Consider the following 24,384-nt stretch of genomic DNA (forward strand, 5'->3'; position numbering starts at 1 on the left):
CGGGGCGACAGCTCGATCTGGTCATAGCCCAGCTCGGCGGTTTTCTGCACCAGCGCCGGCAGGCTGAGGTGGCGGTGCATATAGGGGTCGAGCGCGATTTTCATGATGATCTCCTCCGGTTTTTAGTGTTGGCCGCACCCTGTGTCGGGGGCTGGTGTTGGCTAAATCTAGAGGCCGTCAACAGAAATGGCAGCACTGTTGTTGACGATAAATCGTCAAAATGGGATTAAGCTGGCGGCTAGCACGGCAGGATGATGCTGGCGCTGCCGCCCGGCGGTGCCGTACTGCTGCCGGCCACCTTATTACCGTTACGGAGCCATGGATGGACAGTTCTCCCCGCCGCAAGAAGAGCGCGCGTTTTGTCGAGATTGCGGCATTGGCCGGCGTCAGCGTTGCTACCGTGGACCGGGTGCTGAACGAGCGCGGCAGCGTGTCGGCACGGGCGCGGGCGCAGGTGGTGGCGGCGGCGCGACAGCTGGGGGTGCCACGGCTGTTGCCGGACACCCGTCACGGACTGATCCACATCGACATCGTGCTGCCGGACAACCGCTCGCCGTTCTTCCAGCGTCTCAATCTGGCGTTGCAACGCGGGGTGGCGATGCTGGACAAGCGGCTGGTGGTGCACCGGCTGTGGACGCCGGACCAGGATGAGGCGGCGCTGCTGCGCGCCATCACCCAGCGCCGGCACCAGCGCCAGGCGCTGATCGTGGCGGCACCGGACACGCCGGCGGTGCGGGCGGCGCTGCAGCAGGCGCGCGCGCGCGGCGAGCACATTGCCATGGTGGTGACGCGGGTGGACGAGGTGCCGGAGGCGGCCTATGTCGGCATCGACAACTACGCTGCTGGCCGCACCGCCGGCTATCTGCTGGGGCGCTTGTGCCGCAAGGTTGGCCGCATCCTGCTGCTGAGTAGCCGCCGTGATTACCGCGGCCACCTCGAACGCAGCAGCGGTTGTCGCGAGGTGCTGGCGGCGCAGTTTCCGCAGCTGGAATGCGATGCGCGCAGCAGCGAAACCCACGACGACCCGGACAAGTGCTACTGGGCGGTGAGCCAGGCCTTCCAGCGCGGCGACGTGATTGCCGGCATCTACAATACCGGTGCCGGTTCGCCCGGCATCGAGGCGGCGCTGCGACGCTTCGCGCTGGACAAGGTGTGCTGGGTGACGCATGAGATTTCCGACGACCACCGGCTGTACATGCAGCAGGGGCTGCTGGATGTGGTGATCGATCAGGACCCGGACACGCAGGCCATCCGCGCGTTGCAGCATGTGCTGGCAGCACTGGAGATGGCGCCGCCGGACAGCGCAGCCGCCGCCGCCGGCGAGTTCCGGCTGTATCTGGCCGAGAACATGGGGCCGCAGCCGTATCTGGGCTGAAGGCCGGGCGGGGGCCTTGAACGGTGTTGAGAAATTAATTTCTATTGACTTAAAATTAAGAAAATAATTTGCAAAATAACGCCGTTCCTATATCGTTAGCAGGTAGCCGCACGCTGACGGCGGCGTAACGGCCCACGGCAGGCCGCATGGACAAGGAGACAAAGGTGAAGACAGTACGCTTGACGGTGGCCCAGGCGCTGGTGCGCTATCTGGCCGCGCAGTATGTGGTGGCCGAGGACGGCACGCGCGAGCAGCTTTTTGGTGGCGTATGGGCGATTTTTGGCCACGGCAACGTGGCGGGCCTCGGCGAGGCGCTGTACGCGATGCGCGACGCGCTGCCAACCTTCCGCGCCCACAACGAGCAGGGCATGGCGCTGGCGGCTGCCGCCTACGCCAAGGCGCACTTCCGCCGCCGCATGATGGCGGTGACCACCTCCATCGGCCCCGGCTGCAACAACCTGGTGACCGCTGCGGCCACCGCGCACGTCAACCGCCTGCCGATGCTGCTGTTGCCGGGCGACATCTTCATCACCCGCGCGCCGGACCCGGTACTGCAGCAGGTGGAAGACTTCCACGACGGTGGCGTCTCCGCCGCCGACACCCTGCGCCCGGTATCGCGCTATTTCGATCGTATCGTGGTGCCGGAGCAACTGCTCACCGCGCTGCCGCGCGCCATTGCCTACCTGACGGATCCGGCACTGTGCGGCCCGGTGACGCTGGCACTGCCGCAGGACGTGCAGGCGATGGCCTTCGATTGGCCGGAAGCATTCTTTAATGAGCGCACCATCCGCTTCCGCCAGCCGCCGGCCGAGGCCGCCGAAGTGGCGGAGCTGGCCGCGATCCTGAAAAGCGCCAAGCGACCGCTGATCGTGACCGGCGGCGGCGTGCTGTACAGCCAGGGCGGCGTGGCCGCACTGCGCCAGTTTGCCGACAAACACGGCATTCCGGTGGGCGAGACCCACGGTGGCAAGGGCGCGCTGGCTTGGGATCACCCGCTGCTGGCCGGCTCCATCGGCGTCACCGGTTCGCCGGCGGCCAACGCGCTGGCGCAGGAGGCTGACGTGGTGCTGGCAGTTGGCACCCGGCTGCAGGATTTCACCACCGGCTCGCATGCGCTGTACGCGCAGGCCAAACTGCTGTCCATCAACGTCAATACCTTCGACGCCATCAAGTGGGGCGGCTGCAGCATCCAGGCCGATGCCACCGCCGGCCTGACGGCGCTGTCCGCCGCACTGGGCGACTGGCACAGCGAGGCGAACTGGGATGCGCAGGCCCGTCGCCTGTGCGACGCCTGGCGGCGCCAGGTGGCCGAGATCGTGGTCAGCTCGCGCGCGGCGCTGCCGACCTATGCCGAGGCCATCGGCGCGGTGCAGGCCTCGGCGGCCAACTCCGCCGACAACGACATCGTGGTGTGCGCGGCGGGCACCTTGCCGGCCGAGCTGCACAAGCTGTGGCGCACCAGCCGTCCCGGCGGCTACCACATGGAGTATGGCTACTCCTGCATGGGTTACGAAGTGGCCGGCGGCCTGGGCGCCAAGATGGCGCAGCCGCAGCGCGAAGTGATCGTGATGGTGGGCGACGGCAGCTACATGATGCTGAACAACGAGCTGGCCACCTCGGTGATGCTGGGGCACAAGATCATCGTGGTGCTGCTGGACAACGCCGGCTACGCCTGCATCAACCGTCTGCAGCAGGCTTGTGGCGGGGCGCAGTTCAACAATATGTACGAGCACTGCCTGACCGGGCCGGACGGCGCACCGGCGATCGATTTTGCAATGAACGCCCGCTCGCTGGGGGCCGAGGCGGAAACCGTGCGCACGGTGGCGGAGCTGCAGGCGGCGATGCAGCGTGCGCGTGCATCGAGCAAGAGCTACCTGATCAGCCTGCAGGTGGACGGCCCGCAGTGCACGCCGGAAGGCGGCAGCTGGTGGCAGGTGGGCATTCCCGAGGTATCGGAACGCAGCGAGGTGAACGCGGCGCGCCAGCGCTACGAAGAGGCCGTGCGTCGGCAGCGCTGGTAACGGTGCCGTACAGGTTGGCCGCAACGGGCTGTCGGGAAACCGGCAGCCCGTTTTGTTTGCCATTGTCTGCCGCCGCTGCTGTAGCGGCTTGCCAGGGATGGCTGCCGGGCCGGAAACGCGTTGCATTTTGGCACCATGCCTGGCTGGCTATGGCCAGGTGCTGGCAGTCTGTGGTATCGATACCAGTCCGCTAACTGCTTGTATTTTCGGCAGCTGTACACGCTGCGATCGCGTGCTGCCAACGTTCAAACAGCTGTTTATGGAAATAAATTTCTACTTAAAAAAATTAGTGAAATTTTATTTGCAATTGTCGGCGCGAACTCTTATCTTAGTGACACGGACTTGCTGCGGGCCTGATCCCGGTACCGCCCAGGCGGTGGAGACGGCAAGCCTGACCAAATTAAATAAGGAGAGACACCGATGAAACGCATCACCAAGTTTGCTGGTTCCCTTGTGTTCATGTCCCTGGCCGCTGCCGCCATGCCGGCTTCTGCCGCCAAGATCGGCATCACCATGTCGGTCTTCGACGACAACTTCCTCACCGTGCTGCGCAATGGCATGAAGTCGCACGCAGCAGGCCAGAAGGACGTCAGCGTCCAGTTTGAAGATGCGCAGAACGACATCGGTCGTCAGATCTCCCAGGTACAGAACTTCATCGCCCAGAAAGTGGATGCCATCGTGGTGAACGTGGTGGATACCGAAGTGACGCCGAAAATCACCAAGATGGTGTCTGCGGCCGGTATTCCGCTGGTGTATGTGAATCGCCTGCCGGCCGACCGCGTGCTGCCGCCGAAGGTGGCTTTCGTCGGCTCCAACGAAGTGGATTCCGGCACCCTGCAGATGAAAGAGGTGTGCCGCCAGATGAACGGCAAGGGCAACATCGTGGTGATGATGGGGGACCTGTCCAACCAGGCGGCACGTCAACGCACCAAGGACGTGGAAGACGTGATTGCCACCCCGGCATGCAAGGGCATCAAGATCGTGGAGAAGCAGACTGCCAAGTGGTCGCGTACCGAAGGCCGCGACCTGATGATGAACTGGCTGAGCGCCGGCGTGAAATTTGACGCCGTGGTATCCAACAACGACGAAATGGCGCTGGGCGCGATCCAGGCGCTGAAATCCGCCAAGCGTCTGAACGGCACCATCGTTGCCGGCGTGGATGCCACCCGCGATGCGCTGACCGCGATGAAGGGCGGCGATCTGAAAGTGACCGTATTCCAGAATGCTGCCGCGCAGGGTCGCGGCGCGATCGACGCCGCGCTGAAGCTGGCGCGCGGCGAGAAGGTGCCGTCGATGAACTACGTTCCATTCGAACTGGTAACACCGGCTAACCTGAAGAACTACGAAGCACGCAACTAAGCGTCACCGACGGTCCTGCCGGATACGGCCCACCCCGTATCCGGCAAGCAAAAGGAATACAAGCCATGCTGAGCTTAGCTCCCGAAAAAGTCGCCGCCGCCCAGGCCGACGCCGCCGCCCAGGGTCGACAACAGTCGGTACCGCTGATCGAAGTGAAGGGCGTGCGTAAGGAGTTTCCGGGTGTGGTGGCGCTGGACGATGCTTCGTTCTGTCTGCGCCGCGGCACCGTACACGCACTGATGGGTGAAAACGGCGCCGGCAAGTCCACGCTGATGAAAATCCTGGCCGGTGTGCAGCCGCCGGACAAGGGGGTGTTCCGCCTCAACGGCCAGGACGTCACCCTGAGCTCACCGCTGGATGCGCTGGAAAAAGGCATCGCCATGATCCATCAGGAACTGAACCTGATGCCGTACATGACGGTAGCCGAGAATATCTGGATTCGCCGTGAACCGCTGAACCGGCTGGGGCTGATCGACCACGGCCGCATGAACCGCATGACCCAGGAGTTGCTGCAGCGCCTGTCCATCGATGTGCAGGCAGATAGCCTGATCCGCGACCTGAGTATCTCCGCCCGCCAGATGGTGGAAATCGCCAAGGCGGTGTCCTACGACTCCGAAGTACTGATCATGGATGAGCCAACTTCGGCGCTGACCGAGCACGAAGTGGCGCACCTGTTCCGCATCATCAAATCGCTGCGCGCCCAGGGCAAGGGCATCATCTACATCACCCACAAGATGAACGAGCTGTCGGAAATCGCCGACGAAGTCACCATCTTCCGCGACGGCCGCTACATCGGCTGCATGCAGACCGAACGCCTGGACCGCGACGAAATCATCCGCATGATGGTTGGCCGCGAAGTCACCGACATGTTCCCCAAGGAAGAGGCCAAGATCGGCGACGTGGTGCTGTCGGTACAGAAGCTGACACTGGATGGCGTGTTCCACGATGTCAGCTTCGAGCTGCACAGTGGCGAGATCCTGGGGGTGGCCGGCCTGATTGGCTCCGGGCGCAGCAATGTGGCGGAGACCCTGTTCGGCGTGACGCCGGCCAGTAGCGGCCACATCACCATCTTTGGCCGCGAAGTGAAAGTCAGCTCGCCACAGGTTGCCATGGACCACGGCATGGCCTTCCTCACCGAAGACCGCAAGGATACCGGCTGCTTCCTCAATCTCAGCATCCTGGAAAACATGCAGATCGCGGTGCTGAACGACGACAACATGACCGCCGGCTTTGTGCGCCAGAAGGCCATTACCGAGCTGTGCGAGAACATGTCCGCCACATTGCGGGTGAAGGCGCCGGGGCTGTACGAGCGGGTGGAGAACCTGTCGGGCGGCAACCAGCAGAAAGTGCTGATCGGCCGCTGGCTGCTGACCAATCCGCGCATCCTGATTCTGGACGAGCCGACCCGCGGCATTGACGTGGGCGCTAAGGCAGAAATCCATCGCCTGATTTCCAAGCTGGCCGGACAGGGCGTGGCCGTCATCATGATTTCGTCGGAATTGCCGGAAGTGCTGGGCATGAGCGACCGTGTCATGGTGATGCACGAAGGCCGGGTGACCGGCATTCTGGACCGCAGCGAAGCAGATCAGGTCAGCATCATGCAACTGGCGGCACACTGACCGCCGGGCAATACAGAGACAGGCGCCTACACCGAATAACGGGCGTTAGAGAACATACTGGAGGACGAAATCATGGCAATCAGCAACACTGGACAGATTGGCAAGCCGGGTGGCCTGTCGTTGGCTAAATTTCGGCTGCCGGCCGAGGCCCGCATCTTTGCGGTGCTGCTCGCGGTGGCGGCAATCTTCGAAATCCTGGGCTGGTTTCTGGTCGGACAGAGCTTTCTGGCCAACAAGGATCGCCTGCTGGTAATGATTCTGCAGGTGTCGGTGATCGGCATCATCGCGGTGGGGGTGACCCAGATCATCATCATGGGCGGTATCGATCTGTCCTCCGGCTCGGTGGTGGCGCTCACCGCCATGGTGTCGGCCAGCCTGGCGCAGACCTCGGAATTCGGCCGCGCGGTATTCCCGTCGCTGACCGACCTGCCGATGGTGGTGCCGCTGGTGTGCGGCCTGCTGGTGGGGCTGGCATGCGGTCTGCTCAACGGCTTCGTGATCGCCAAGACCGCCATCCCGCCATTCATCGCCACCCTGGGGGTGATGGTGACCGCCCGCGGTCTGGCCAAGTGGTACACCGAAGGCGAACCGATCAGCATGCTGTCCGACAGCTACGCCGAAATCGGTAGCGGCATCACCCCGGTGCTGATTTTCCTGGGCGTGGCGGCACTGTTCCACATCATTCTGAGCTACACCCGCTACGGCAAATACACCTACGCCATCGGCGCCAACCGCTCCGCTGCCCGCGTGTCCGGCATCAACGTCAACAAGCACCTGGTGGTGGTGTACGCGGTGGCGGGCCTGTTGTCTGGCCTGGCCGGGGTGGTCACCTCTGCCCGCGCCGTATCCGGTCAGGCCGGCATGGGCATGATGTACGAGCTGGATGCGATTGCCGCAGCGGTCATCGGTGGCACCTCGCTCAACGGCGGCCTGGGCAAGATCACCGGCACCGTGATCGGCGTGCTGATCCTCGGGGTGGTAACCTCCGGCTTCACCTTCCTGCGTATCGATGCCTATTACCAGGAGATCGTGAAGGGCGTGATCATCGTGGTGGCGGTGGTGGCCGATCAGTATCGCCAGCGCAACCGTCGCAGCTAAGCAGTCTGATGCAAGGTTGGCCGCCAGCGTGCGGCCAACCTTTTTTGCATGCAGCCCGGCCCGCCGGGCTGCTGTCGTTTCTTGTGGGGATGGGCATGGCTGATTTACCCCTGCCGCGGGTAGCGCTGCTGGCCGACGCGGTGTTGTTGCTGGTTACGCTGCTGGCGGCGGCCGGCTGGTTGTTTTCCAAGCAGGTCTTGCTGGCGATGCCGCCGCTATTGTTCATGGGCTTGCGCTTTACGCTCAGTGGCAGCGTGCTGCTGGCACTGGCGCGCTGGCAGGGAGCGGTGCTGCCGCCGGATGGCCTGCGCCGTTGTGCGCGTGGCGGCAGTGTGTTGGGCATTGCGATGATGTTCTGGATCTGCGGGCTGAATCTGAGCAGCAATCTGGGGGTGGCGGCGTTCATCAGCAGCATGGGCGTGGTGCTGGCGCCGTTCGTCGCCCGCCTGTTGCTGGCTGCACCGCTATCGCGCGCGGCGTGGGGTGCGATGGTGCTGGCCGGGCTGGGCATGGCCTGCATGTCGCTGCGCGGCGATGGCTCGGTGCATCATGCCGACTGGCTGCTGCTGGCCTCGGCGCTGGGGTTGGCGACTTATCTGGTGGTGAACAGTCGTGACATGGCGCGCTTGCCGGTGTTGCCGGCTACCGCGCTGCAACAGCTGGCGGCAGCGGTATGGTGTCTGGCGGGGAGTGTGCTGCTGGAGTCATGGCAGCAGGTATCGCTGCAGCACAGTTGGGGCTGGCTGGCGGCCAGCGTGCTGCTGGCTACTTGTTTACGTTTTGTGCTGCAGGGCTGGGGGCAGGGGCGGATGCCGGTGGCGCGCTCGGCGTTCATTCTGCTGCTGGAGCCGGTATGGACCGCGCTGTTGGCCGCCTGGTGGTTTGGCACCGGTTTTGCGCCACAGCAGTGGCTGGGCGCGGCGCTGGTGCTGTGCGCCTTGCTGCTCAGTCGTCGTAAGCCCCCGAGTCCCGCGTCTCTTCAATCACCAGTTCCATGCGGTAGGACAGGGCAATGAACAGCGCCTGGCACAGGCTGATGGTGCTGCTCATCGAGCGGAAAGCGAAGGCAGTGCCTTCCTTGACGGTAAGGATGGTGTGGGCGTTACGCGCCAGCGGGCTCATCTTGCTATCGGTAATCACCAGCAGGTCGGCCTTGTTCTGTGCCGCTACGCGAGCGCAGTAGCGGGTTTCGCGGCCGTAGGGCTGGAAGCTGATGGCAATCATCAGGTCGCCCTCGCGGATGCTGCGTACCTGGTCGTGGTACATGCCGCCCAGGCCGGAAATCAGGTGCACGCGTTTCTGCGTGTGCTGCAGCGCGTAGCAGATATAGGACGCAATCGGGAACATGCGGCGCACGCCCACCACGTAGATGTTGTCGGCCTTGTGCAACAGTTCCACCGCCGCGTCGATAGCGGCCGGTTCCAGCGACTGCGACAGCTCGTCCAGGCCCTGCTGACAGGCGGCCAGGAAGTTCTGTGTCAGTTCGGTATTGCTCAGCGGTGCATTGTGGCTGGCAATGACGTTACGGATGCGCTTCTGGTAGCTGTTGACATTGGCCTGTGTCGGCACGAAGGCCTCGCGGAACAGCGCCTGCATGTCGGAAAAACCAGAAAAACCGAAGCGCTGCGCAAAGCGCACGATGGCGGAAGGCTGCACCTCGCAGGCCTGGGCGATGTCGGTGATGCGCTCCAGTACCAGTGTCTGGCGGTGTTCTTCTATGTATTTGGCGATGATTTTTAGTTGCTTGCTCAGCCCTTCGTATTCCTCGGAAATACGCTGCATTAGCTGATCGGCGGTCATTTCATTGCTCATTGTTGTTTTCACCTTGTAGGTTGACGCTTACATCTTAAAACGAAAAGCAGCATATCGAAAAAAAAATTCCAGAAATAAATTTCCAGTAGAAAATAAATACGAAAAAAAATTTGCATTCCTGTTCGGGCAGCAGTAATCTTGTTTCAACACGGTAGCCAGTTGCCCCCACCGCTGCGCAGCATTGCGCGGCAGGCGTCCTGGCCATCTGCAACCAACGGAATGGACATCATGCAAAACCAGACAACCTTTGCTCCCGACCGTAGCTTCGACGTGATCTGCCTGGGCCGCCTGGCGGTGGATCTGTACGCCCGCCAGCTGGGGGCGCGTCTGGAAGATGCGAGCAGCTTTGCCAAATACCTTGGTGGCTCCTCTGCCAATATCGCCTTCGGCACTGCGCGTCTGGGGCTGAAATCGGCCATGCTGTCCCGCGTTGGCGACGAGCAGATGGGGCGCTTCCTGCTGGATGCGTTGCAGAAGGAAGGCTGCGATGTCAGCCAGGTGAAGACCGATGCGGAACGCCTCACCGGCATGGTGCTGCTGGGCATCAAGGACCGCGATACCTTCCCGCTGCTGTTCTACCGCGAGAACTGCGCTGATATGGCGCTGTGCGAAGACGATATCGACGAAGCCTTCATCGCCAGCAGCAAGAGCCTGCTGATCACCGGCACCCATCTGTCCACCGCCAAGGTCAATGCTGCCAGCCGCAAGGCGCTGGGTTTTGCCCGCCAGCACAATGTGCGCACCGTGCTGGACATCGACTACCGTCCGGTGCTGTGGGGCCTGACCGGTCGCGGCGATGGCGAACAGCGTTTCATTGCCGACGATGCCGTCAGCGCGCATCTGCAATCGGTGCTGCCGCTGTTCGACCTGATTGTCGGCACCGAAGAAGAATTCCTGATCGCCGGCGGCAAGCCGGCGTTGCTGGACTGCCTGCAAGTGGTGCGCCAGCTGGCGCCGCAGGCGGTGCTGGTGGTGAAGCGTGGCCCGCTGGGCTGCGCGGTGATCGACGGCGACATCCCGGCCGCCATCGACGATGCCTTCACCGTGCAGGGCGCGCAGGTGGAAGTGATGAACGTGCTGGGCGCCGGCGATGCCTTCCTGTCCGGCTTCCTGTCGGTATGGCTGCGCGGCGGCAACTACGCCGATGCCTGCCGCACGGCCAATGCCTGCGGTGCGCTGGTGGTGTCGCGCCATGGCTGCTCGGTGGCGATGCCGACCCAGGCCGAGCTGGATTACTTCCTTGGCCTGGCGGTAACGCCGCTGCGACCGGGCGAAGATGCCACCCTGACCCGCCTGCATCGCGTCAGCGTCAAGCGCCCGCACTGGGACAATCTGTGCGTGTTCGCCTTCGACCATCGCAACCAGTTCTTTGAGCTGGCACGCAAGAATGGCGTGGCCGAAAGCCGCATCACCCACCTGAAGGAACTGCTGGTGCAGGCGGTGGGGCAGACCGAAGAAGCCAATGGTCTGCAGGGCCGCGTCGGCATCCTGGTAGACGACCGCTACGGCGAGGATGCCATGTACGCCGCCACAGGCCGCGGCTGGTGGATTGGCCGCCCGATCGAGCTGCCGGGCTCCAACCCGCTGGAGTTCGACCATGGCCGCGCGTTGGCCGCACGCCTGGAAATCTGGCCGCAGGAACACATCATCAAGTGCCTGGTGCAATACCACCCGGACGACGAGGTCGGCAATCGCCTGGAGCAGGAGGCGCAGGTGCGTGCGGTGTACGAAATGGCGCGCATGAGCGGTCACGAGCTGCTGTTGGAGGTGATTCCGTCCAAGAAGCTGCCGCAACAGCCGGACACCGTGCTACGCGCGCTGAAGCGCTTCTACAACCTGGGCATCTACCCGGAATGGTGGAAGCTGGAATCGATGAGCGCCGAGCAGTGGGAGCAGGTCGACAAGCTGCTGGAACAGCGCGACCCGTACTGCCGCGGCGTGGTGCTGCTGGGGCTGAACGCGTCGGTCAGCGAGCTGCGCAAGGGCTTCGAGCAGGCTCGCAACAGCCGCAGCTGCCGTGGCTTCATGGTTGGCCGCACCTTGTTCCAGGAACCATCGCAGCGCTGGCTGGCCGGCGAGATCGACGATGCCGGCCTGATCGCCGCCGCCCGTCACAATTTTGAAACCCTGATCGACATCTGGCAGGCGCAGCGCCGCCAGAGTCTGTAAGCAACCCGAAGCCTTGGCTGACTTTTCACAGCATAAACAACAGACGGACAACACTATGACTTCCACTTTCAAGGTAAAGATCGGCATCAATCCGATTTCCTGGTGCAACGATGACCTGCCGTCGCTGGGCGGTGAAACCACGCTGGACACCATCCTGCGCGAAGGCAGCGAGATCGGTTACCAGGGCTTCGAGCTGGGCAACAAGTTTCCGCGTACCGCGCCGGAGCTGAAGGCGGTGCTGGCGCCGTACGGGGTGGAGTGCGTATCCGGCTGGTATTCCGGCTTCCTGGCCGAGCGTTCGGTGGAAGAGGAAATCGCCAGCGTGGAAAACCACCTGCGCCTGCTGGTGGAAAGTGGCTGCCAGGTGATGGTGTACGGCGAAGTGGCCGGTTCCATCCAGGGCCAGATCGACACCCCGCTGTACAAGCGGCCAACCTTTACCAGCGACGAAGCCTGGCAGCAGTACGCCGACAAGCTGAACCGCTTCGGCCGTCATCTGCAGTCTCGCGGCATCAAGCTGGCCTACCACCACCACATGGGTGCCTACGTCGAGCATCCTTCCGACGTGGACAAGCTGATGGCGCTGACCGGGCCGGAAGTGGGTCTGCTGTTTGATGCCGGCCACATGTTCTTTGCCGGTGGCGACCCGCTGACCGAGCTGAACAAGCACATCGACCGCGTGGTGCACGTGCACTGCAAGGATGTGCGCGCCGAAGTGACCCGCCGTGCGCGCAACGGCAACTGGAGCTTCCTGCAATCGGTGCTCAACGGCGCCTTTACCGTGCCGGGCGACGGCGACATCCAGTTCGGCCCCATCCTGGCGCGCCTGGCACGGCATGGTTACCAGGGCTGGCTGGTGGTGGAAGCAGAGCAGGATCCGACCATCGCCCCGAGCTACGAGTACGCGCAAAAAGGCTTCAACACCCTGTCCGGGCTGGTTGCCAGCCTGTCCTGAGGAGAGAAGGCATGAATTTGCTGGTTAAGGCAGACCCGGCAGGCAAGCCGCTGGTGGACGTGACGCCGGCATCGGCCGGCTGGAGCCATGTCGGTTTTCGCGCCGTCAAGTTGGCCGCACAGGAACGCGAAGTGTGGCAGCAGCCGGGCCGCGAGTGCTGTGTGGTGATTCTGGCCGGCAAGGCCAGCGTCAAGGTAGGTGAACAGCAGTGGACACACCTTGGCGAGCGCCACAGTGTGTTCGACGACATGGCGCCGTACGCGGTGTATGCGCCGCCGGGCGTGGCGGTGGTAGTCACTGCCGAGAGTGCGGCCGAGGTGGCGTTCTGCTCGGCGCCGTCCAGCGGCAGCTACCCGGCACGGCTGATCACCCCGGACAGCATGCAGCGCAGCGTGCGCGGCAAGGAAGCCAATACCCGCTACGTCACCGACATCCTGCCGCAGACCGCACCGGCCGACGGCCTCTTGGTGGTGGAAGTGCGCACCCCGTCCGGCCATTCCTCCAGCTACCCGCCGCACAAGCACGACCGCGACGCGCTGCCGGAAGAAAGCGTGCTGGAGGAAACCTACTACCACCGCCTCAACCCGGCGCAGGGCTTTGCCTTCCAGCGCGTGTACACCGACGACCGTCGCATCGATCAATCGATGGCGGTGGAAGACCACGATGTGGTGATGGTGCCGGAAGGCTACCACCCGGTGTCCGTGCCCTATGGCTACGAGTCCTACTACCTCAACGTGATGGCCGGCCCGAAGCGCGAATGGTGCTTCAAGAACGACCCTGCACACGAGTGGATCATCGCCAAGCCGTAACCGAACCCCCACGACCCCAGAACACGACCACAGGCAGACCCGCGCGCGGGCTGCCGGGGCAGAGTATTGCCCGTCAGCAGAGGACGACGCACATGAATCGCATCATTTCCCACTACATCAACGGCCAGCACAGCGCCGGCATCGGTAGCCGCAGCAGCGTGGTATTCAACCCGGCCAGCGGCAAGGTGCAGGCCGAGGTGGTTCTGGCCGAGCAGGCCGATGTCAACACCGTGGTGGCAGCGGCCAAGGCCGCGTTTCCGGCCTGGAGCGACACTGCACCACTGCGCCGTGCCCGCATCATGTTCAAGTTCAAAATGCTGCTGGAAGCACGCCAGGACGAGTTGGCCGCACTGATCAGCAGCGAGCACGGCAAAGTGCACGCCGATGCGCTGGGCGAGGTGGCCCGCGGTCTGGAAGTGGTGGAGTTCGCCTGCGGCATTCCGCAGCTGCTGAAGGGTGAGTACACCGAGCAGGTTGGCCGCGGCATCGACGCCTGGACCATGCGCCAGTCGCTGGGCGTGGTCGCCGGCATCACCCCGTTCAACTTCCCGGCCATGGTGCCGATGTGGATGTTCCCGGTGGCCATCGCCTGCGGCAACACCTTCATCCTCAAACCGTCGGAGCGTGACCCGTCCGCCGCGCTGTTCATAGCCGAACTGCTGACCGAAGCCGGTCTGCCGGCTGGCGTGTTCAACGTGCTGCAGGGCGACAAGCTGGCGGTGGATGGCCTGCTGACCCACCCGGACGTGCAGGCGGTGAGCTTTGTCGGTTCCACCCCGATTGCGCAGTACATCTACGAAACCGGTGCCCGCCACGGCAAGCGCGTGCAGGCCCTGGGCGGCGCCAAGAACCACATGGTGGTGATGCCGGATGCCGATCTGGACCAGACCGTCGATGCGCTGATGGGCGCAGCCTATGGTTCGGCGGGCGAGCGCTGCATGGCGATCTCGATTGCGGTGGCGGTGGGCGATGTCGCCGACAAGCTGGTGGCCAAGCTGTCCGAGCGCCTGAAGACGCTGAAAGTGGGCCCGGGCAACGATCCCAAGTCCGAAATGGGCCCGCTGGTGACCCGCGCCCACTTCGACAAGGTGAGCGGCTACGTGGCACGCGGTGTGGAAGAAGGTGCCACGCTGGTGGTGGATGGCCGTGGCCTGAGCGTACCGGGCTGCGAGGACGGCTTCTTCCTTGGCGGCTGCCTGTTCGACCACGTCAGCACCGACATGACCATCTACCAGGAAGAAATCTTCGGTCCGGTGCTGGGCATCGTGCGCGTGGACAGCTTTGCCGAGGCGGTGGACATGATCAACGCCCATGCCTTCGGCAACGGCACCGCCATCTTCACCCGCGACGGCGATGCCGCCCGCGAATTTACCCACCGCATCCAGGTGGGCATGGTTGGCGTCAACGTGCCGCTGCCGGTGCCGATGGCGTTCCACAGCTTTGGCGGCTGGAAAGCCTCACTGTTTGGCGACCATCACATGCATGGCCCGGAAGGCGTGCGCTTCTACACCCGCATGAAGGCGGTGACCACACGCTGGCCGACCGGCATCCGCGCCGGTGCCGAATTCTCGATGCCGACCATGAAGTAAACCTCACGCGACTCTCCCAAGGAGCTTGTGTTTACGCCACCCCCAGCGGGGTGGCTTTTTTTTGCCGCGACAAGGCTTTGTTGCTCAAATCAGGGCTTGCATCCGTCCGGTAGAGTGACGGTATGAGCAAGCTCCTCCCTCCCAAGTACCAAACTATCAACTGGCGAGCCTACAACCAGTCCCTCACGCTGCGAGGGCAGATCTTTCTCTGGCTCGACAAAGGCATGAACTGGCTGGCACCGACTATTGGAATGCGAGTCGATGTTGGCCTTGGGGCACGATCTGATGTTGGTTTTAGTCGGAGGCTTTGGCCGAACTGCCGCAGACTAAGCGGATGCATCGTCAGTTAGTCAGCCAAAGCAGAAGTCGCGTAAGTCCGCTTAGGGCTGCGAGCGATCCTACAAGCCTGCAACCGGAGTGCCCGCTAAGCTCGCGAAACCGGCCGCAAAAAATATGATTCGTGAACCCGTCATCTACGTGTTGCTTATCCCGCCTAGGGCAGGATCATGTCTTGTGTTTTCGACTTTAATTAACATTTGGCGAGCAAGATTGACCTATGAAGCTGACTTGTTTACGACTTTAGCCAGAATACGATTTGTATCCATGGTCTTGATGGCTAGGCAGAGCAAGGGGGCCTGTTTACGATTTTAATAGGTAGGTACAAGATTGTTCCGGCGGATAGTCCACTGGCAGCGCCCCAGCCGTTTGCCTGCCGCTGCTTTCAGCCATCCACGGGGGTATGCGGGGTATCCAGCAGCAACTGGTAGAAGGCCAGGTCCAGCCAGCGTCCAAACTTGAAACCCACCTCCGGCAGGGTGGCCACATGCTTGAAGCCCAGCCGTTCATGCAGGGCAATACTGCCGGTATTGCTGGCATCGATGCCGCCCATCATGGCGTGCACGTCGTTCTGCCTGGCGGCGGCGATCAGTGCCTGCATCACGACATTGCCCAGCCCCTTGCCGCGATGGTCCTTGTGTACGTATACCGAGTGTTCCACCGAGTATTTGAACGCCGGCCAGGCACGGAAGGTGCCGTAGCTGCCGAATGCCAGCAGCTGGCCTGTGTCGTCTTCCACGCCGATCACCGGAAAGCCGCCCTGGCGCTTGGTTTCAAACCACCCAACCATGCTCTCCGGCGGGCGGGGCTTGTAGTCGTACAGCGCGGTCGAGTTGACGATGGCCTCATTGAAGATATCCAGGATGGCCATGGCGTGGCGGTCAAAAGTGCAATCAACAAGCCGGTGCTCGCCCATTACTGTCTCCCTGTCGAGGATGGTGTTGCCGTCAGCGCAATCAGATAGCGTGCCGAACTGGCAGTGGGGTTGTGGAATATGATCTGCTGCCCCAGCGTCATTGCCAGGCAGTCGCCAGGCTGCAGATGCCAGGCCTGCCCGTCGATGCTGATGTCCATTTCGCCGGCCAGCATCCAGATTTGCTGGTGGCTGACGATAGTGCGCATGGCGTTGTCGAAGGTTACCGTCTGCCCGGGCGGGAACGTCACCTCGGCCAATTCCAGCGGCGAGCCGTATCCGGCTGGCGACAGCTGGCGACGCAGGTAGCCGGATGCCGGGTCCTGCCACAGCGGCTGTTGTTCTGCTGTCGCCAGCGGGGAAGGGGGCGACGCTGCGGTGTCTTCCGAGAACAGCGAAGCCAGGCTGACGCCCAGCGCATCGGCAAGTTTGCCCAGCACGGTGGCGGTGGCGCTGGTTTCGGCGCGCTCGATCAGCGAAATCATCGAGCGGCTGACGCCACTGAGTTCGGCGAGGGTTTCCAGCGCATAACCGCGGTTCTTGCGTAGTGAGCGGATGCGCTTGGCGAGCAGGGTGTCCAGATTCATGATTCCAATATACAGGAATAAAAATCCAGCAAAAGGGAAATGATTGTCCTGCCACGCTGTTTTGCCTGCGGGGCGCGGGCGCGTGAGGCCGGATGGGCTGTTGCGTGTGGCGGAAGCAAAAAAAAAAGCCGGCTCGAAAGCCGGCATAACAACGCTCGTAAGGGGATACAGCGGTAACACCCCGTACATCATCCCCGGATGTACGAGGCACCAGTCAATCCGGTCCAGCATTCGCTGGTGCCTTGTCCAATCCAGATACTCTGAATCAAACGCACAACCTGTCGTAAGCTGCGGCAGCGGGAGGAGAGACCAGCTACTGCAGAAGTGTTACGACGGGCTGCTGTTACGAGCCACAACACAACACAGAGAGTGATACGGAGTATATGGCAGGCTTGTTTCATTCTAAAAATGAATTAAAATTATAAATATGATTCCAGTCTGGAATGGTGCTACATGGATGTGAAAGCCCTGCGTTATTTCACCGAACTGGTGCGCAGACAGAACTTTACCCGCGCCGCCGAGGCGCTGTTCGTTACCCAGCCCACCATCAGCAAGATGGTGCGCCAGCTGGAAGATGAGCTGGGCATGCCCTTGCTGATCAAGGAAGGTAAGTCCTTTCACCTGACCGATGCCGGCAAGGTGGTGTATCTGCGCGGGCAGGATGTGTTGGCCGCACACCAGCGGCTGAACAGCGCGTTGGCCGACCTGGTGTCGCTGTCGCGCGGCGAACTGGTGGTGGGGCTGCCGCCGATGTCCGGCGGCGCTTTTTTTGCGCCGGTGGTGGGTACCTTTCGCGACCGCTACCCCGGGGTGGAACTGAAGATGGTGGAGGACGGCGCACGCGCGATCGAGAGCAGCGTGCGCTCCGGGCAGCTGGAGATCGGTGCGGCGGTACTGCCAGTGGACGACAGCGTGTTCGACAGCCTGAGCCTGGTGCACGACCCGCTGTGCCTGGTGGCGCCGGCCGGTAGCCGCTGGCATGGGCGCAGCTCGGTGGCGCTGGCGGATATTGCCGACCAGCCGATTGTGTTCTACCCGGAGGATTTTTCGCTGGCCACCCGCATCAGCGATGCCTATCGCTTGCTGGGCAAGACGGTGAACATCGCCGGCCGCAGCGCGCACTGGGACTTTATCGTGGCCATGGTCAAGGCCCGGCTCGGGGTGGCGTTGTTGCCGCTGGCAGTGGCGGGCCGGCTGGAGGCTGGCGAGTTTGACGTGGTGCCTATCGACGATCAGCGCATCGAATGGCATATCGGCCTGATCTGGAAGAAGAACAGCTACCTGTCCCATGCCGCCCGGGCATGGATTACCCTCACCCGCGAGATTCTGCTGGGGGATGGCGAGCTGGCCGACTGAGTCGGGGCACTGGCAGCAGGCTGCCCGCCACGCGCAAGCGGACAGCAAAACGCCGCGCTGACAACGGGCGCAGCGTCTGATGTCGGCAGCGGCTTCGCCCTAGCGGGTGCGCTGCAGGCACTGCTGGTAGCGCCAGTCCACACGGTTGGCAAACCAGGCGGTGGTGAGCTTGCGGGTGATCTTGGGGCTTTGCAGGCGGATCTGCGGCAGTGCTTCGCGCGCCACGCGGCCACCCTGGCCATCCGCCAGCTGCATCACCTTGCGGTACAGCGGCGTATCCACAAAGCCGAAACTCTTTTCCTGTTTCAGATCGCGCAGCATGTCGGCATCGCTCAGCTGCAACTTGCCGCGCAAGCTGGCCAGCGCCTGCTGGGTGCTGCTGGTGCTGCGGGACGGCGCGCCATTCTGGTAGCGCAGCAGGTCGCCATCCGGGGTGAGCTTGCTACCGCTGAGTTTTGCCACCGCCAGCTGGAAGGCAGCATTGCGGCTGGCATAGCGCCCGGCGTTGAAGTCGGCAAAGCGGTACAGCATCTGGCTGTAGTTCACCGGGTATTGCAGCAGGATGGCGGTGCCGAAATACACGCCGCCACGGCGGGTGAATACCTCGTTGCGGATGCTGCCGCGGCGGGCGTAAGGGTAGGGCCAGGCGCGCACGTGCGCCTCGGCGAACTCCACGCTGACCTGCATCGGGCCGCCGGTACGGATCGGATTCTTCATGCCCACCGGCAGGCCCAGGCTTTGCGCCTCGCCGGCCATGTCCTCGAACAGCTCGTTCATCTCGCGCTCGGTGCGCAGGCTGTCGATGCGTGCCTTGTAGCTGCGGCCATCCGGCGAGGTTTTCAGCAGCGCGGTCTTCACCAGGCCCAGCGGTATGTAGTAGCCGCCGGCTTTTTCGCCGATCTTGCTCCACACGATCCTGGGCAGCCCCGGCACTACCGGGTCGGCCTGGAAGGTGGACTCCTGTTCGATGACGGCAATCACCGCGCACAGGTTCTCGGCGCTGGGGCTCAGCTGCAGGGCGGAGAAGGCATTGGTGATATCGTCGCGCCAGCCTTCACGCGGTTTGACGTAATCCGGCAGGGCTTTGGCCAGCAGCTGGCGCGGGTTGGCCGCAGCGGGGCGTGCTTGCGTTGTCGGCGTGCTCGGTACCGGCGCTGCCGGCTGAACCACCGGTGGCACTACCGCCGCAGGCTGGCTGCTGGCAAGCGGCGGCTGGCTGACCGGCTGAGGCTGGCTGACTACCGGGGCTGGGGAGGGGGTGGCACAGGCGCCCAGCAACAGGCTGAGACCAAGCAGGCTGACGGTATGTTTCATGGCGGCATGGGTGGGTGCGAAGCCGCCATTCTAGCCCAGGCCGCGGGGACTCAGTGTTGCCGCTGTTCTGATCGTGAACCGGCTCTCAGGGCTCGCTGCCGAACTGGGCATCGTACTTGTCGATGATCTGACGGTAGCGGCCGCTGCGCTGCAGCTGGCGCAGCCCGGCGTTGAAGCTGTCGCGCAGGCTGGCGGAGCGGAACAGCACTTGGTATTGCAGGCTGGGAAACAGCGAGTGGTAGCGCACGGCGCGCACCGGCTCGCCGAATTCGCTCTGCATGCGCTGGTTCATGTAATTGAAGATGCGCACATCGGCCACCACCACGTCGATGCTGCCGCGATACAGCAGCCGGTTCTGATCCAGCTGATTACCGGTTTCGGTGTATTCCGGGTGCTGGGCGGTCAGCTGATGGAAGCTGGCGCCAAGATACTGGCTGGCCAGCGGGAAACCCACCACGCGATAGCGCCCAAGGTCGGCAATGCTGTCCAGCACCAGATTGCGTGCCGCCAGGGTGATGGCCTTGTCCTGGTAGGTGATGTAGGGCTCGGAGTAGGCCCCTTTCACACCGAAGTCCGGCAGCATGGTAGCCACGGCATCGATCTGCCGGTTACCCAGTGCAAACGGAATGCGTTTCTGGGCCAGGAATACCGGCTTGAGCTCCAGTTTGTTGTACTGCAGTGCCTCGCGGATGATCTCCACCTCGATGCCGCTGCCGCTGGCCGGAATCGCATACGGCTCCAGCGATTCACCAAAGGCGACAGTAACGGTCTGCGCCAGTGTGGCAGTGGCATGGCTGGCCAGCAGTGCGGCAAGCATCAGGACATGGCGAAGCGGCATGGTTGCCTCCGGTTGGGGGGATGGGCGTGGGCCGGCAGCGGGCGGGCGTTACAGCTTGAAGCGTGCGCTGGATGTTTCCAGGCTATCGGCCGCCTGCCGCGTTTCCTTGATCATTTCATGCAGTTTGTCGATGGCGTCGGACTGCTGGCGGCTCTGCGCCAGCACGCTCTGCAGCTCGCGGTAGACATCCTCGCGCAGTGAGCTGCTGTCCTGCAACTGGCTGACCACGTGATTCAGCGCCGCGCCTAGCCGGTCTATGCTGCCGCGCAGCTGCTCCATGGTGCGGCTGGCATCGCGCACCTTGCCAAGACCGGTTTCGGATTGCTGCAGGCCATGGCGTATGCTGCCGGCCGCCTCGCGGGTGGATTGCTGCACACTGCCCAGGATGCCGCCGATATTGCCGGTGGCCTGGGCGGTGCGTTCGGCCAGCTTGCGCACCTCGTCCGCCACCACGGCAAAGCCGCGGCCACTTTCTCCGGCGCGGGCTGCCTCGATGGCGGCATTGAGCGCCAGCAGATTGGTCTGTTCGGCAATGTCGCGGATGGTGTCGGTCACACCGCCGATTTCCTCCGCGCGGGTGCTGAGTTCCTCCAGCAGGCTGGCGGTAATGCGCACGGTGTCCACCACCTGTTGCAGCACCTCGCCGCTCAGTTGCAGCTCCTGGCCGCTTTGCTGTGCGGCCAACGTGGCATCCCCGCTGGAGGCCGCGGCGCTGGCACTGTCGCTGGCCAGTTGCGCCAGCATGCCGGTAAGGCTGGCCACCTGTTGTCCCATGCCGGCGATGTCGTTCTGCTGGGTGCGCGCCACGCCATGCACCAGCTGCGCTTCGGCGTGGATGCTGTCGCTGCTGTGCTTGAGGTCGTGCGCGGCATCGCGTACCCGGGTGATCAGCTGCTGCAGGTTCTGGCGCATGCCCTCGCTGGCATTGCTGAGCTGGCCCAGCTCATTGCGCTGTTCGCTGCCTATCGGGTGCTGCAGATCGCCCTGCGCCACCTGTTGCAGCGCCTGCTGCAGCAGTGCCAGTTGCCGGCGCTGGGCGCGGCTGATGGTGGCCACCAGCCATAGCGCCAGCAGCAGGATAGCCGCCAGGCTGCACACGATGATGATGCGGCTCTGTGCCACCGCCGCCTCGGCGGCTTGCTCCTCAGCTGCCAGCGCCGCGTTCTCGCGGGCCACCAGCTTGTCTATCTGCTGGCGGTGCTGCTGATACAGTGCGGCCAACTGTTGCAGGCTGTCGCTGGTGTCCTGGCCGGCCAGCCGTTGCACAAAGAATTTCTCCCGCGCCAGGGTAAAGAACTGCCGCGCCGGCGCATCGGCATCCTGCAGCAGCAACTGGCGGCTTTGCGGGCTCAGCGGCTGGCTGCTCCAGTAGCTGCCGCGCTGTTCGAAATCACGCGCCAGCTCGTCCAGCCGTTTGGCCAGCGCTTGCGTGCTGGCGGCGTCGCGGCTCTGTTGTGCCTGCAATACCACCAGGTAGGCTTCGATGATGTAGCGCGGCGGCGGCAGGATGTCGGCCACCATGTCCTTGCCACGCACGATATTCTGGTAGCTGGGGCCCCCCACGCGCAGCATTTCCTGCTGCCGCCAGCTCACCCCGGCATACAGCAGCAGGCCGCAGCCGACGCTGGCCAGTACCAGCAGGAATTGTGCGCGGATGCTCAGGCCACTCAGATAGTGACGGATACCCATGACGCAGCCTTTCTCATTGCTGTTGTCGCGGTGGCCACGGCACCGTATACCGAGCCGTGCCTGGCGGCTGGGTGGAGAAATTCCTTTTTAAAAATAGGGTTTTATCTGAGTGATGTCGATAAAAAAAGCGGGGTTTTGATGTGAAGATGACGTGGCTTTCTGGCACAATGCACGGTTCTTTCCGTAATGCCGCATCGACAATGACGCTTCCCGCCGCCCCGCAAGCCATCAACAGTTACCGTAAATACTGGGCCAGCCGTTTTGGCACCGCCCCGTTCCTGCCCATGAGCCGTGCCGAAATGGACGAGCTGGGCTGGGACAGCTGCGACATCATCATCGTGTCCGGTGACTGCTACATCGACCATCCCAGCTTTGGCATGGCGTTGATCGGCCGTCTGCTGGAGGCGCAGGGATTCCGTGTTGGCATCATCGCGCAGCCGGACTGGAACAGCGCCGATGCCTTCCGCGAGCTGGGCAAGCCGAATCTGTTCTTCGGCGTGACCGCTGGCAATATGGATTCGATGATCAACCGCTACACCGCCGACCGCAAACCGCGCTCCGACGATGCCTACACCCCGCACGCCGAGGCCAACAAGCGCCCGGACCGCGCGGTCACGGTATACGCGCAGCGCTGCCGCGAAGCCTACCCGGGCGTGGGGGTGATGATCGGTTCCATCGAAGCATCGCTGCGCCGCATTGCCCACTTCGACTACTGGAGCGACAAGGTGCGCCAGTCGGTGCTGGTGACTTCCAAGGCCGACATCCTGCTGTACGGCAACGCCGAGCGCGCGCTGGTGGAAATCGCCCATCGCGTGTCGCGTGGCGAGAAGCTGAACGAGATCCGCGACGTGCGCGGCACTGCCTTCATGGTGCCGCACGGCTGGCGCCCGGATGAAGAATGGCAGGAGATGGACTCCAGCGTGGTGGACGTGCCGGGCAAGGTCGATCCGCACCTCAACCCCTACCAGGAAATTCCCGAGCAGGCCGCCGAGGCCACTGCGGCCAACGATGCCGCCGCTCCGCAAGTGATCCGCATCGAGTCGCGCGAAGAGCGCCTGGCCAAGCGCCGCGCCGAGCGCGCCAAGACCGTGATCCGCATCCCGTCCTACGAGGCGGTGGCGCACGACCCGGTACTGTACGCGCACGCCAGCCGTACCCTGCATCTGGAATCCAACCCCGGCAATGCCCGCGCGCTGGTGCAGCTGCACGGTGCACGCGATGTGTGGCTGAACGCGCCGCCGATTCCGCTGACTACCGAAGAGATGGATTTCGTGTTCGGCCTGCCGTACGCACGCAATCCGCACCCGGTGTATGGCGATGCCCACATCCCGGCCTGGGAGATGATCAAGTACTCGATCAACATCATGCGCGGCTGCTTTGGCGGCTGTACCTTCTGCTCGATTACCGAGCACGAGGGTCGCATCATCCAGAGCCGCTCGGAAGAGTCGATCCTGAAAGAGATCGAGGAAATCCGCGACAAGACGCCGGGCTTCACCGGCCACATCTCCGACCTGGGCGGCCCGACGGCCAATATGTACCGCCTCAGCTGCAAGGACCCGAACATCGAGCGTTCCTGTCGCAAGCTGTCCTGCGTGTACCCGGACATCTGCGAGAACCTGAACACCGACCACAGCCACCTGATCCAGCTGTACCGCAAGGCGCGGGCGATTCCGGGGGTGAAGAAGATCAACATCCAGTCCGGCCTGCGCTATGACCTGGCGGTGAAGTCGCCGGAGTACATCAAGGAGCTGGTGCAGCACCACGTGGGCGGCTACCTGAAGATCGCGCCGGAACACACCGAGGACGGCCCGCTGTCCAAGATGATGAAGCCGGGCATGGGCGCCTACGACAAGTTCAAGGAGCTGTTCGAGCGCTTCAGCCGCCAGGCCGGCAAGGAGCAGTACCTGATCCCGTACTTCATTGCCGCCCACCCCGGCACCAGCGATGAGGACATGGTGAACCTGGCACTGTGGCTGAAGAAGAACAACTTTCGCCTCGACCAGGTACAGACCTTCACCCCGACGCCGATGGCGCTGGCCACCACCATGTGGCACACCCGCCGCAACCCGCTGAAGCGCCTGTCGCGCAGCTCGGAAAAGGTGGACGTGGTGCGCGACGGCTACCGCCGCAAGCTGCACAAGGCGCTGCTGCGCTACCACCATCCGGATAACTGGCAGGTGATCCACGACGCGCTGGTCGACATGGGCCGTACCGACCTGATCGGCCACAGCAAGCAATGCCTGATTCCGCCCACCCCGCCGGGTGACAAGGCCGCAGCGGCGCGCAACCGCTTTGCCCATCATGCCCCGGCTGGCAGCCGTGGCAAGCCGGGCGCACAGCGTTCTCCGGCTGCCGCTGCACGGGGCAATGGCCACTGTCAGGGCAAGAGCTTTGCCAAGCCAGCAGCTGCGAAACAGGCTGCCGCCAAGCCGGTAACTGCCAAGCCGAATACCGGTCGCAGCGGTGGCGGTGCCAAGCCGGGCGGCAAGCCGGCGGGACGCAGCCGCTAAGCCTTAACTGATGTACCAAGCACAAGGGCCTTTCG

18 protein-coding genes are annotated in these 24,384 nt (G+C 63.4%); 12 read left to right on the forward strand and 6 right to left on the reverse strand.

From position 1 onward, the window contains the following. Positions 1-322: 322 nt before the first annotated feature. The 6 genes from ACFOKJ_RS13975 (at position 323) to ACFOKJ_RS14000 (ending at position 8,488) form a co-directional block, all read left to right on the forward strand. Positions 323-1,375 (forward strand): LacI family DNA-binding transcriptional regulator, encoded by a 1,053-nt coding sequence (locus ACFOKJ_RS13975; protein WP_390280650.1) that lies wholly within the window; start codon positions 323-325, stop codon positions 1,373-1,375. 164 nt (positions 1,376-1,539) lie between these two features. Next, on the forward strand, positions 1,540-3,396 hold the full coding sequence (gene iolD, locus ACFOKJ_RS13980; RefSeq protein WP_390280652.1) for a 3D-(3,5/4)-trihydroxycyclohexane-1,2-dione acylhydrolase (decyclizing): 1,857 nt from the start codon (positions 1,540-1,542) through the stop codon (positions 3,394-3,396). Positions 3,397-3,816: 420 nt separating this feature from the next. Then, positions 3,817-4,755 carry a sugar ABC transporter substrate-binding protein gene (locus ACFOKJ_RS13985; protein WP_390280654.1) on the forward strand — a complete coding sequence of 313 codons (939 nt, stop codon included), beginning with the start codon at positions 3,817-3,819 and terminating at the stop codon, positions 4,753-4,755. Positions 4,756-4,820: 65 nt separating this feature from the next. Beyond that, positions 4,821-6,374, forward strand: a complete 1,554-nt coding sequence (locus ACFOKJ_RS13990; protein ID WP_390280656.1) for a sugar ABC transporter ATP-binding protein — start codon at positions 4,821-4,823, stop codon at positions 6,372-6,374. A gap of 72 nt (positions 6,375-6,446) precedes the next feature. Next, positions 6,447-7,472, forward strand: coding sequence for an ABC transporter permease (locus ACFOKJ_RS13995; RefSeq protein ID WP_390280658.1), 1,026 nt, complete (start codon positions 6,447-6,449; stop codon positions 7,470-7,472). A 95-nt stretch (positions 7,473-7,567) separates the two neighbouring features. Beyond that, complete coding sequence (locus ACFOKJ_RS14000) at positions 7,568-8,488, forward strand: DMT family transporter (protein WP_390280660.1); 921 nt, start codon at positions 7,568-7,570, stop codon at positions 8,486-8,488. Here the strand turns inward: ACFOKJ_RS14000 and ACFOKJ_RS14005 are convergent. Then, positions 8,418-9,284 carry a MurR/RpiR family transcriptional regulator gene (locus ACFOKJ_RS14005; RefSeq protein ID WP_390280662.1) on the reverse strand — a complete coding sequence of 289 codons (867 nt, stop codon included), beginning with the start codon at positions 9,282-9,284 and terminating at the stop codon, positions 8,418-8,420. The two genes, ACFOKJ_RS14000 and ACFOKJ_RS14005, sit on opposite strands and share 71 nt — an antisense overlap. A gap of 228 nt (positions 9,285-9,512) precedes the next feature. Between ACFOKJ_RS14005 and ACFOKJ_RS14010 the strand changes: the two genes are divergently transcribed. From ACFOKJ_RS14010 to ACFOKJ_RS14025, 4 genes are all read left to right on the forward strand, one after another. Further along, complete coding sequence (locus ACFOKJ_RS14010) at positions 9,513-11,453, forward strand: bifunctional 5-dehydro-2-deoxygluconokinase/5-dehydro-2-deoxyphosphogluconate aldolase (protein ID WP_390280664.1); 1,941 nt, start codon at positions 9,513-9,515, stop codon at positions 11,451-11,453. Positions 11,454-11,508: 55 nt separating this feature from the next. Continuing rightward, positions 11,509-12,408, forward strand: coding sequence for a myo-inosose-2 dehydratase (gene iolE / locus ACFOKJ_RS14015; RefSeq protein ID WP_390280666.1), 900 nt, complete (start codon positions 11,509-11,511; stop codon positions 12,406-12,408). Positions 12,409-12,419: 11 nt separating this feature from the next. Continuing rightward, positions 12,420-13,217: a 5-deoxy-glucuronate isomerase gene (gene iolB / locus ACFOKJ_RS14020; RefSeq protein WP_390280668.1), complete on the forward strand. Its 798-nt coding sequence runs from the start codon at positions 12,420-12,422 to the stop codon at positions 13,215-13,217. A 92-nt stretch (positions 13,218-13,309) separates the two neighbouring features. After that, complete coding sequence (locus ACFOKJ_RS14025; protein ID WP_390280670.1) at positions 13,310-14,806, forward strand: CoA-acylating methylmalonate-semialdehyde dehydrogenase; 1,497 nt, start codon at positions 13,310-13,312, stop codon at positions 14,804-14,806. Between the two features lie 721 nt (positions 14,807-15,527). Here ACFOKJ_RS14025 and ACFOKJ_RS14030 read toward each other — a convergent pair. Both ACFOKJ_RS14030 and ACFOKJ_RS14035 read right to left on the reverse strand, forming a co-directional pair. Continuing rightward, the gene (locus tag ACFOKJ_RS14030; protein ID WP_390280672.1) at positions 15,528-16,058 is read right to left on the reverse strand and encodes a GNAT family N-acetyltransferase; all 531 of its coding nucleotides are present in this window, start codon (positions 16,056-16,058) and stop codon (positions 15,528-15,530) included. Next, the gene (locus ACFOKJ_RS14035; protein ID WP_390280674.1) at positions 16,058-16,642 is read right to left on the reverse strand and encodes a helix-turn-helix domain-containing protein; all 585 of its coding nucleotides are present in this window, start codon (positions 16,640-16,642) and stop codon (positions 16,058-16,060) included. Before ACFOKJ_RS14035 ends, ACFOKJ_RS14030 begins: the two co-directional genes overlap by 1 nt. A 453-nt stretch (positions 16,643-17,095) precedes the next feature. Here ACFOKJ_RS14035 and ACFOKJ_RS14040 point away from each other — a divergent pair, with 453 nt between their 5' ends. Continuing rightward, on the forward strand, positions 17,096-17,998 hold the full coding sequence (locus ACFOKJ_RS14040) for a LysR family transcriptional regulator (protein WP_390280676.1): 903 nt from the start codon (positions 17,096-17,098) through the stop codon (positions 17,996-17,998). A 99-nt stretch (positions 17,999-18,097) separates the two neighbouring features. Here the strand turns inward: ACFOKJ_RS14040 and ACFOKJ_RS14045 are convergent, their stop codons facing one another. The 3 genes from ACFOKJ_RS14045 to ACFOKJ_RS14055 all read right to left on the reverse strand — a co-directional run bounded on the left by ACFOKJ_RS14045 (position 18,098) and on the right by ACFOKJ_RS14055 (position 21,839). Further along, positions 18,098-19,312, reverse strand: a complete 1,215-nt coding sequence (locus ACFOKJ_RS14045) for a DUF1615 domain-containing protein (protein WP_390280678.1) — start codon at positions 19,310-19,312, stop codon at positions 18,098-18,100. 85 nt (positions 19,313-19,397) lie between these two features. Then, positions 19,398-20,150, reverse strand: coding sequence for a substrate-binding periplasmic protein (locus ACFOKJ_RS14050; protein ID WP_390280680.1), 753 nt, complete (start codon positions 20,148-20,150; stop codon positions 19,398-19,400). A 48-nt stretch (positions 20,151-20,198) separates the two neighbouring features. Then, positions 20,199-21,839, reverse strand: coding sequence for a methyl-accepting chemotaxis protein (locus ACFOKJ_RS14055; RefSeq protein ID WP_390280682.1), 1,641 nt, complete (start codon positions 21,837-21,839; stop codon positions 20,199-20,201). A 200-nt stretch (positions 21,840-22,039) separates the two neighbouring features. Between ACFOKJ_RS14055 and ACFOKJ_RS14060 the strand changes: the two genes are divergently transcribed. Continuing rightward, on the forward strand, positions 22,040-24,349 hold the full coding sequence (locus ACFOKJ_RS14060; RefSeq protein WP_390280684.1) for a YgiQ family radical SAM protein: 2,310 nt from the start codon (positions 22,040-22,042) through the stop codon (positions 24,347-24,349). Positions 24,350-24,384 lie beyond the last annotated feature (35 nt).

The organism is Vogesella amnigena, assembly GCF_042648905.1.
Classification (GTDB): Bacteria; Pseudomonadota; Gammaproteobacteria; order Burkholderiales; family Chromobacteriaceae; genus Vogesella; species Vogesella amnigena.

Excerpts from the sequence above, each read along its gene's own strand:
- ACFOKJ_RS13995 (WP_390280658.1), top strand. The coding sequence starts at position 6,447 with ATGGCAATCAGCAACACTGGACAGATTGGCAAGCCGGGTGGCCTGTCG.
- ACFOKJ_RS13990 (WP_390280656.1), top strand. The coding sequence starts at position 4,821 with ATGCTGAGCTTAGCTCCCGAAAAAGTCGCCGCCGCCCAGGCCGACGCC.
- iolE (WP_390280666.1), top strand. The coding sequence starts at position 11,509 with ATGACTTCCACTTTCAAGGTAAAGATCGGCATCAATCCGATTTCCTGG.
- ACFOKJ_RS13985 (WP_390280654.1), top strand. The coding sequence starts at position 3,817 with ATGAAACGCATCACCAAGTTTGCTGGTTCCCTTGTGTTCATGTCCCTG.
- ACFOKJ_RS14000 (WP_390280660.1), top strand. The coding sequence starts at position 7,568 with ATGGCTGATTTACCCCTGCCGCGGGTAGCGCTGCTGGCCGACGCGGTG.
- ACFOKJ_RS14025 (WP_390280670.1), top strand. The coding sequence starts at position 13,310 with ATGAATCGCATCATTTCCCACTACATCAACGGCCAGCACAGCGCCGGC.
- ACFOKJ_RS14045 (WP_390280678.1), bottom strand. The coding sequence starts at position 19,312 with ATGAAACATACCGTCAGCCTGCTTGGTCTCAGCCTGTTGCTGGGCGCC.
- ACFOKJ_RS14030 (WP_390280672.1), bottom strand. The coding sequence starts at position 16,058 with ATGGGCGAGCACCGGCTTGTTGATTGCACTTTTGACCGCCACGCCATG.
- ACFOKJ_RS14005 (WP_390280662.1), bottom strand. The coding sequence starts at position 9,284 with ATGAGCAATGAAATGACCGCCGATCAGCTAATGCAGCGTATTTCCGAG.
- ACFOKJ_RS14010 (WP_390280664.1), top strand. The coding sequence starts at position 9,513 with ATGCAAAACCAGACAACCTTTGCTCCCGACCGTAGCTTCGACGTGATC.
- ACFOKJ_RS14035 (WP_390280674.1), bottom strand. The coding sequence starts at position 16,642 with ATGAATCTGGACACCCTGCTCGCCAAGCGCATCCGCTCACTACGCAAG.
- ACFOKJ_RS14055 (WP_390280682.1), bottom strand. The coding sequence starts at position 21,839 with ATGGGTATCCGTCACTATCTGAGTGGCCTGAGCATCCGCGCACAATTC.
- ACFOKJ_RS14040 (WP_390280676.1), top strand. The coding sequence starts at position 17,096 with ATGGATGTGAAAGCCCTGCGTTATTTCACCGAACTGGTGCGCAGACAG.
- ACFOKJ_RS14050 (WP_390280680.1), bottom strand. The coding sequence starts at position 20,150 with ATGCCGCTTCGCCATGTCCTGATGCTTGCCGCACTGCTGGCCAGCCAT.
- ACFOKJ_RS13975 (WP_390280650.1), top strand. The coding sequence starts at position 323 with ATGGACAGTTCTCCCCGCCGCAAGAAGAGCGCGCGTTTTGTCGAGATT.
- iolB (WP_390280668.1), top strand. The coding sequence starts at position 12,420 with ATGAATTTGCTGGTTAAGGCAGACCCGGCAGGCAAGCCGCTGGTGGAC.
- ACFOKJ_RS14060 (WP_390280684.1), top strand. The coding sequence starts at position 22,040 with ATGACGCTTCCCGCCGCCCCGCAAGCCATCAACAGTTACCGTAAATAC.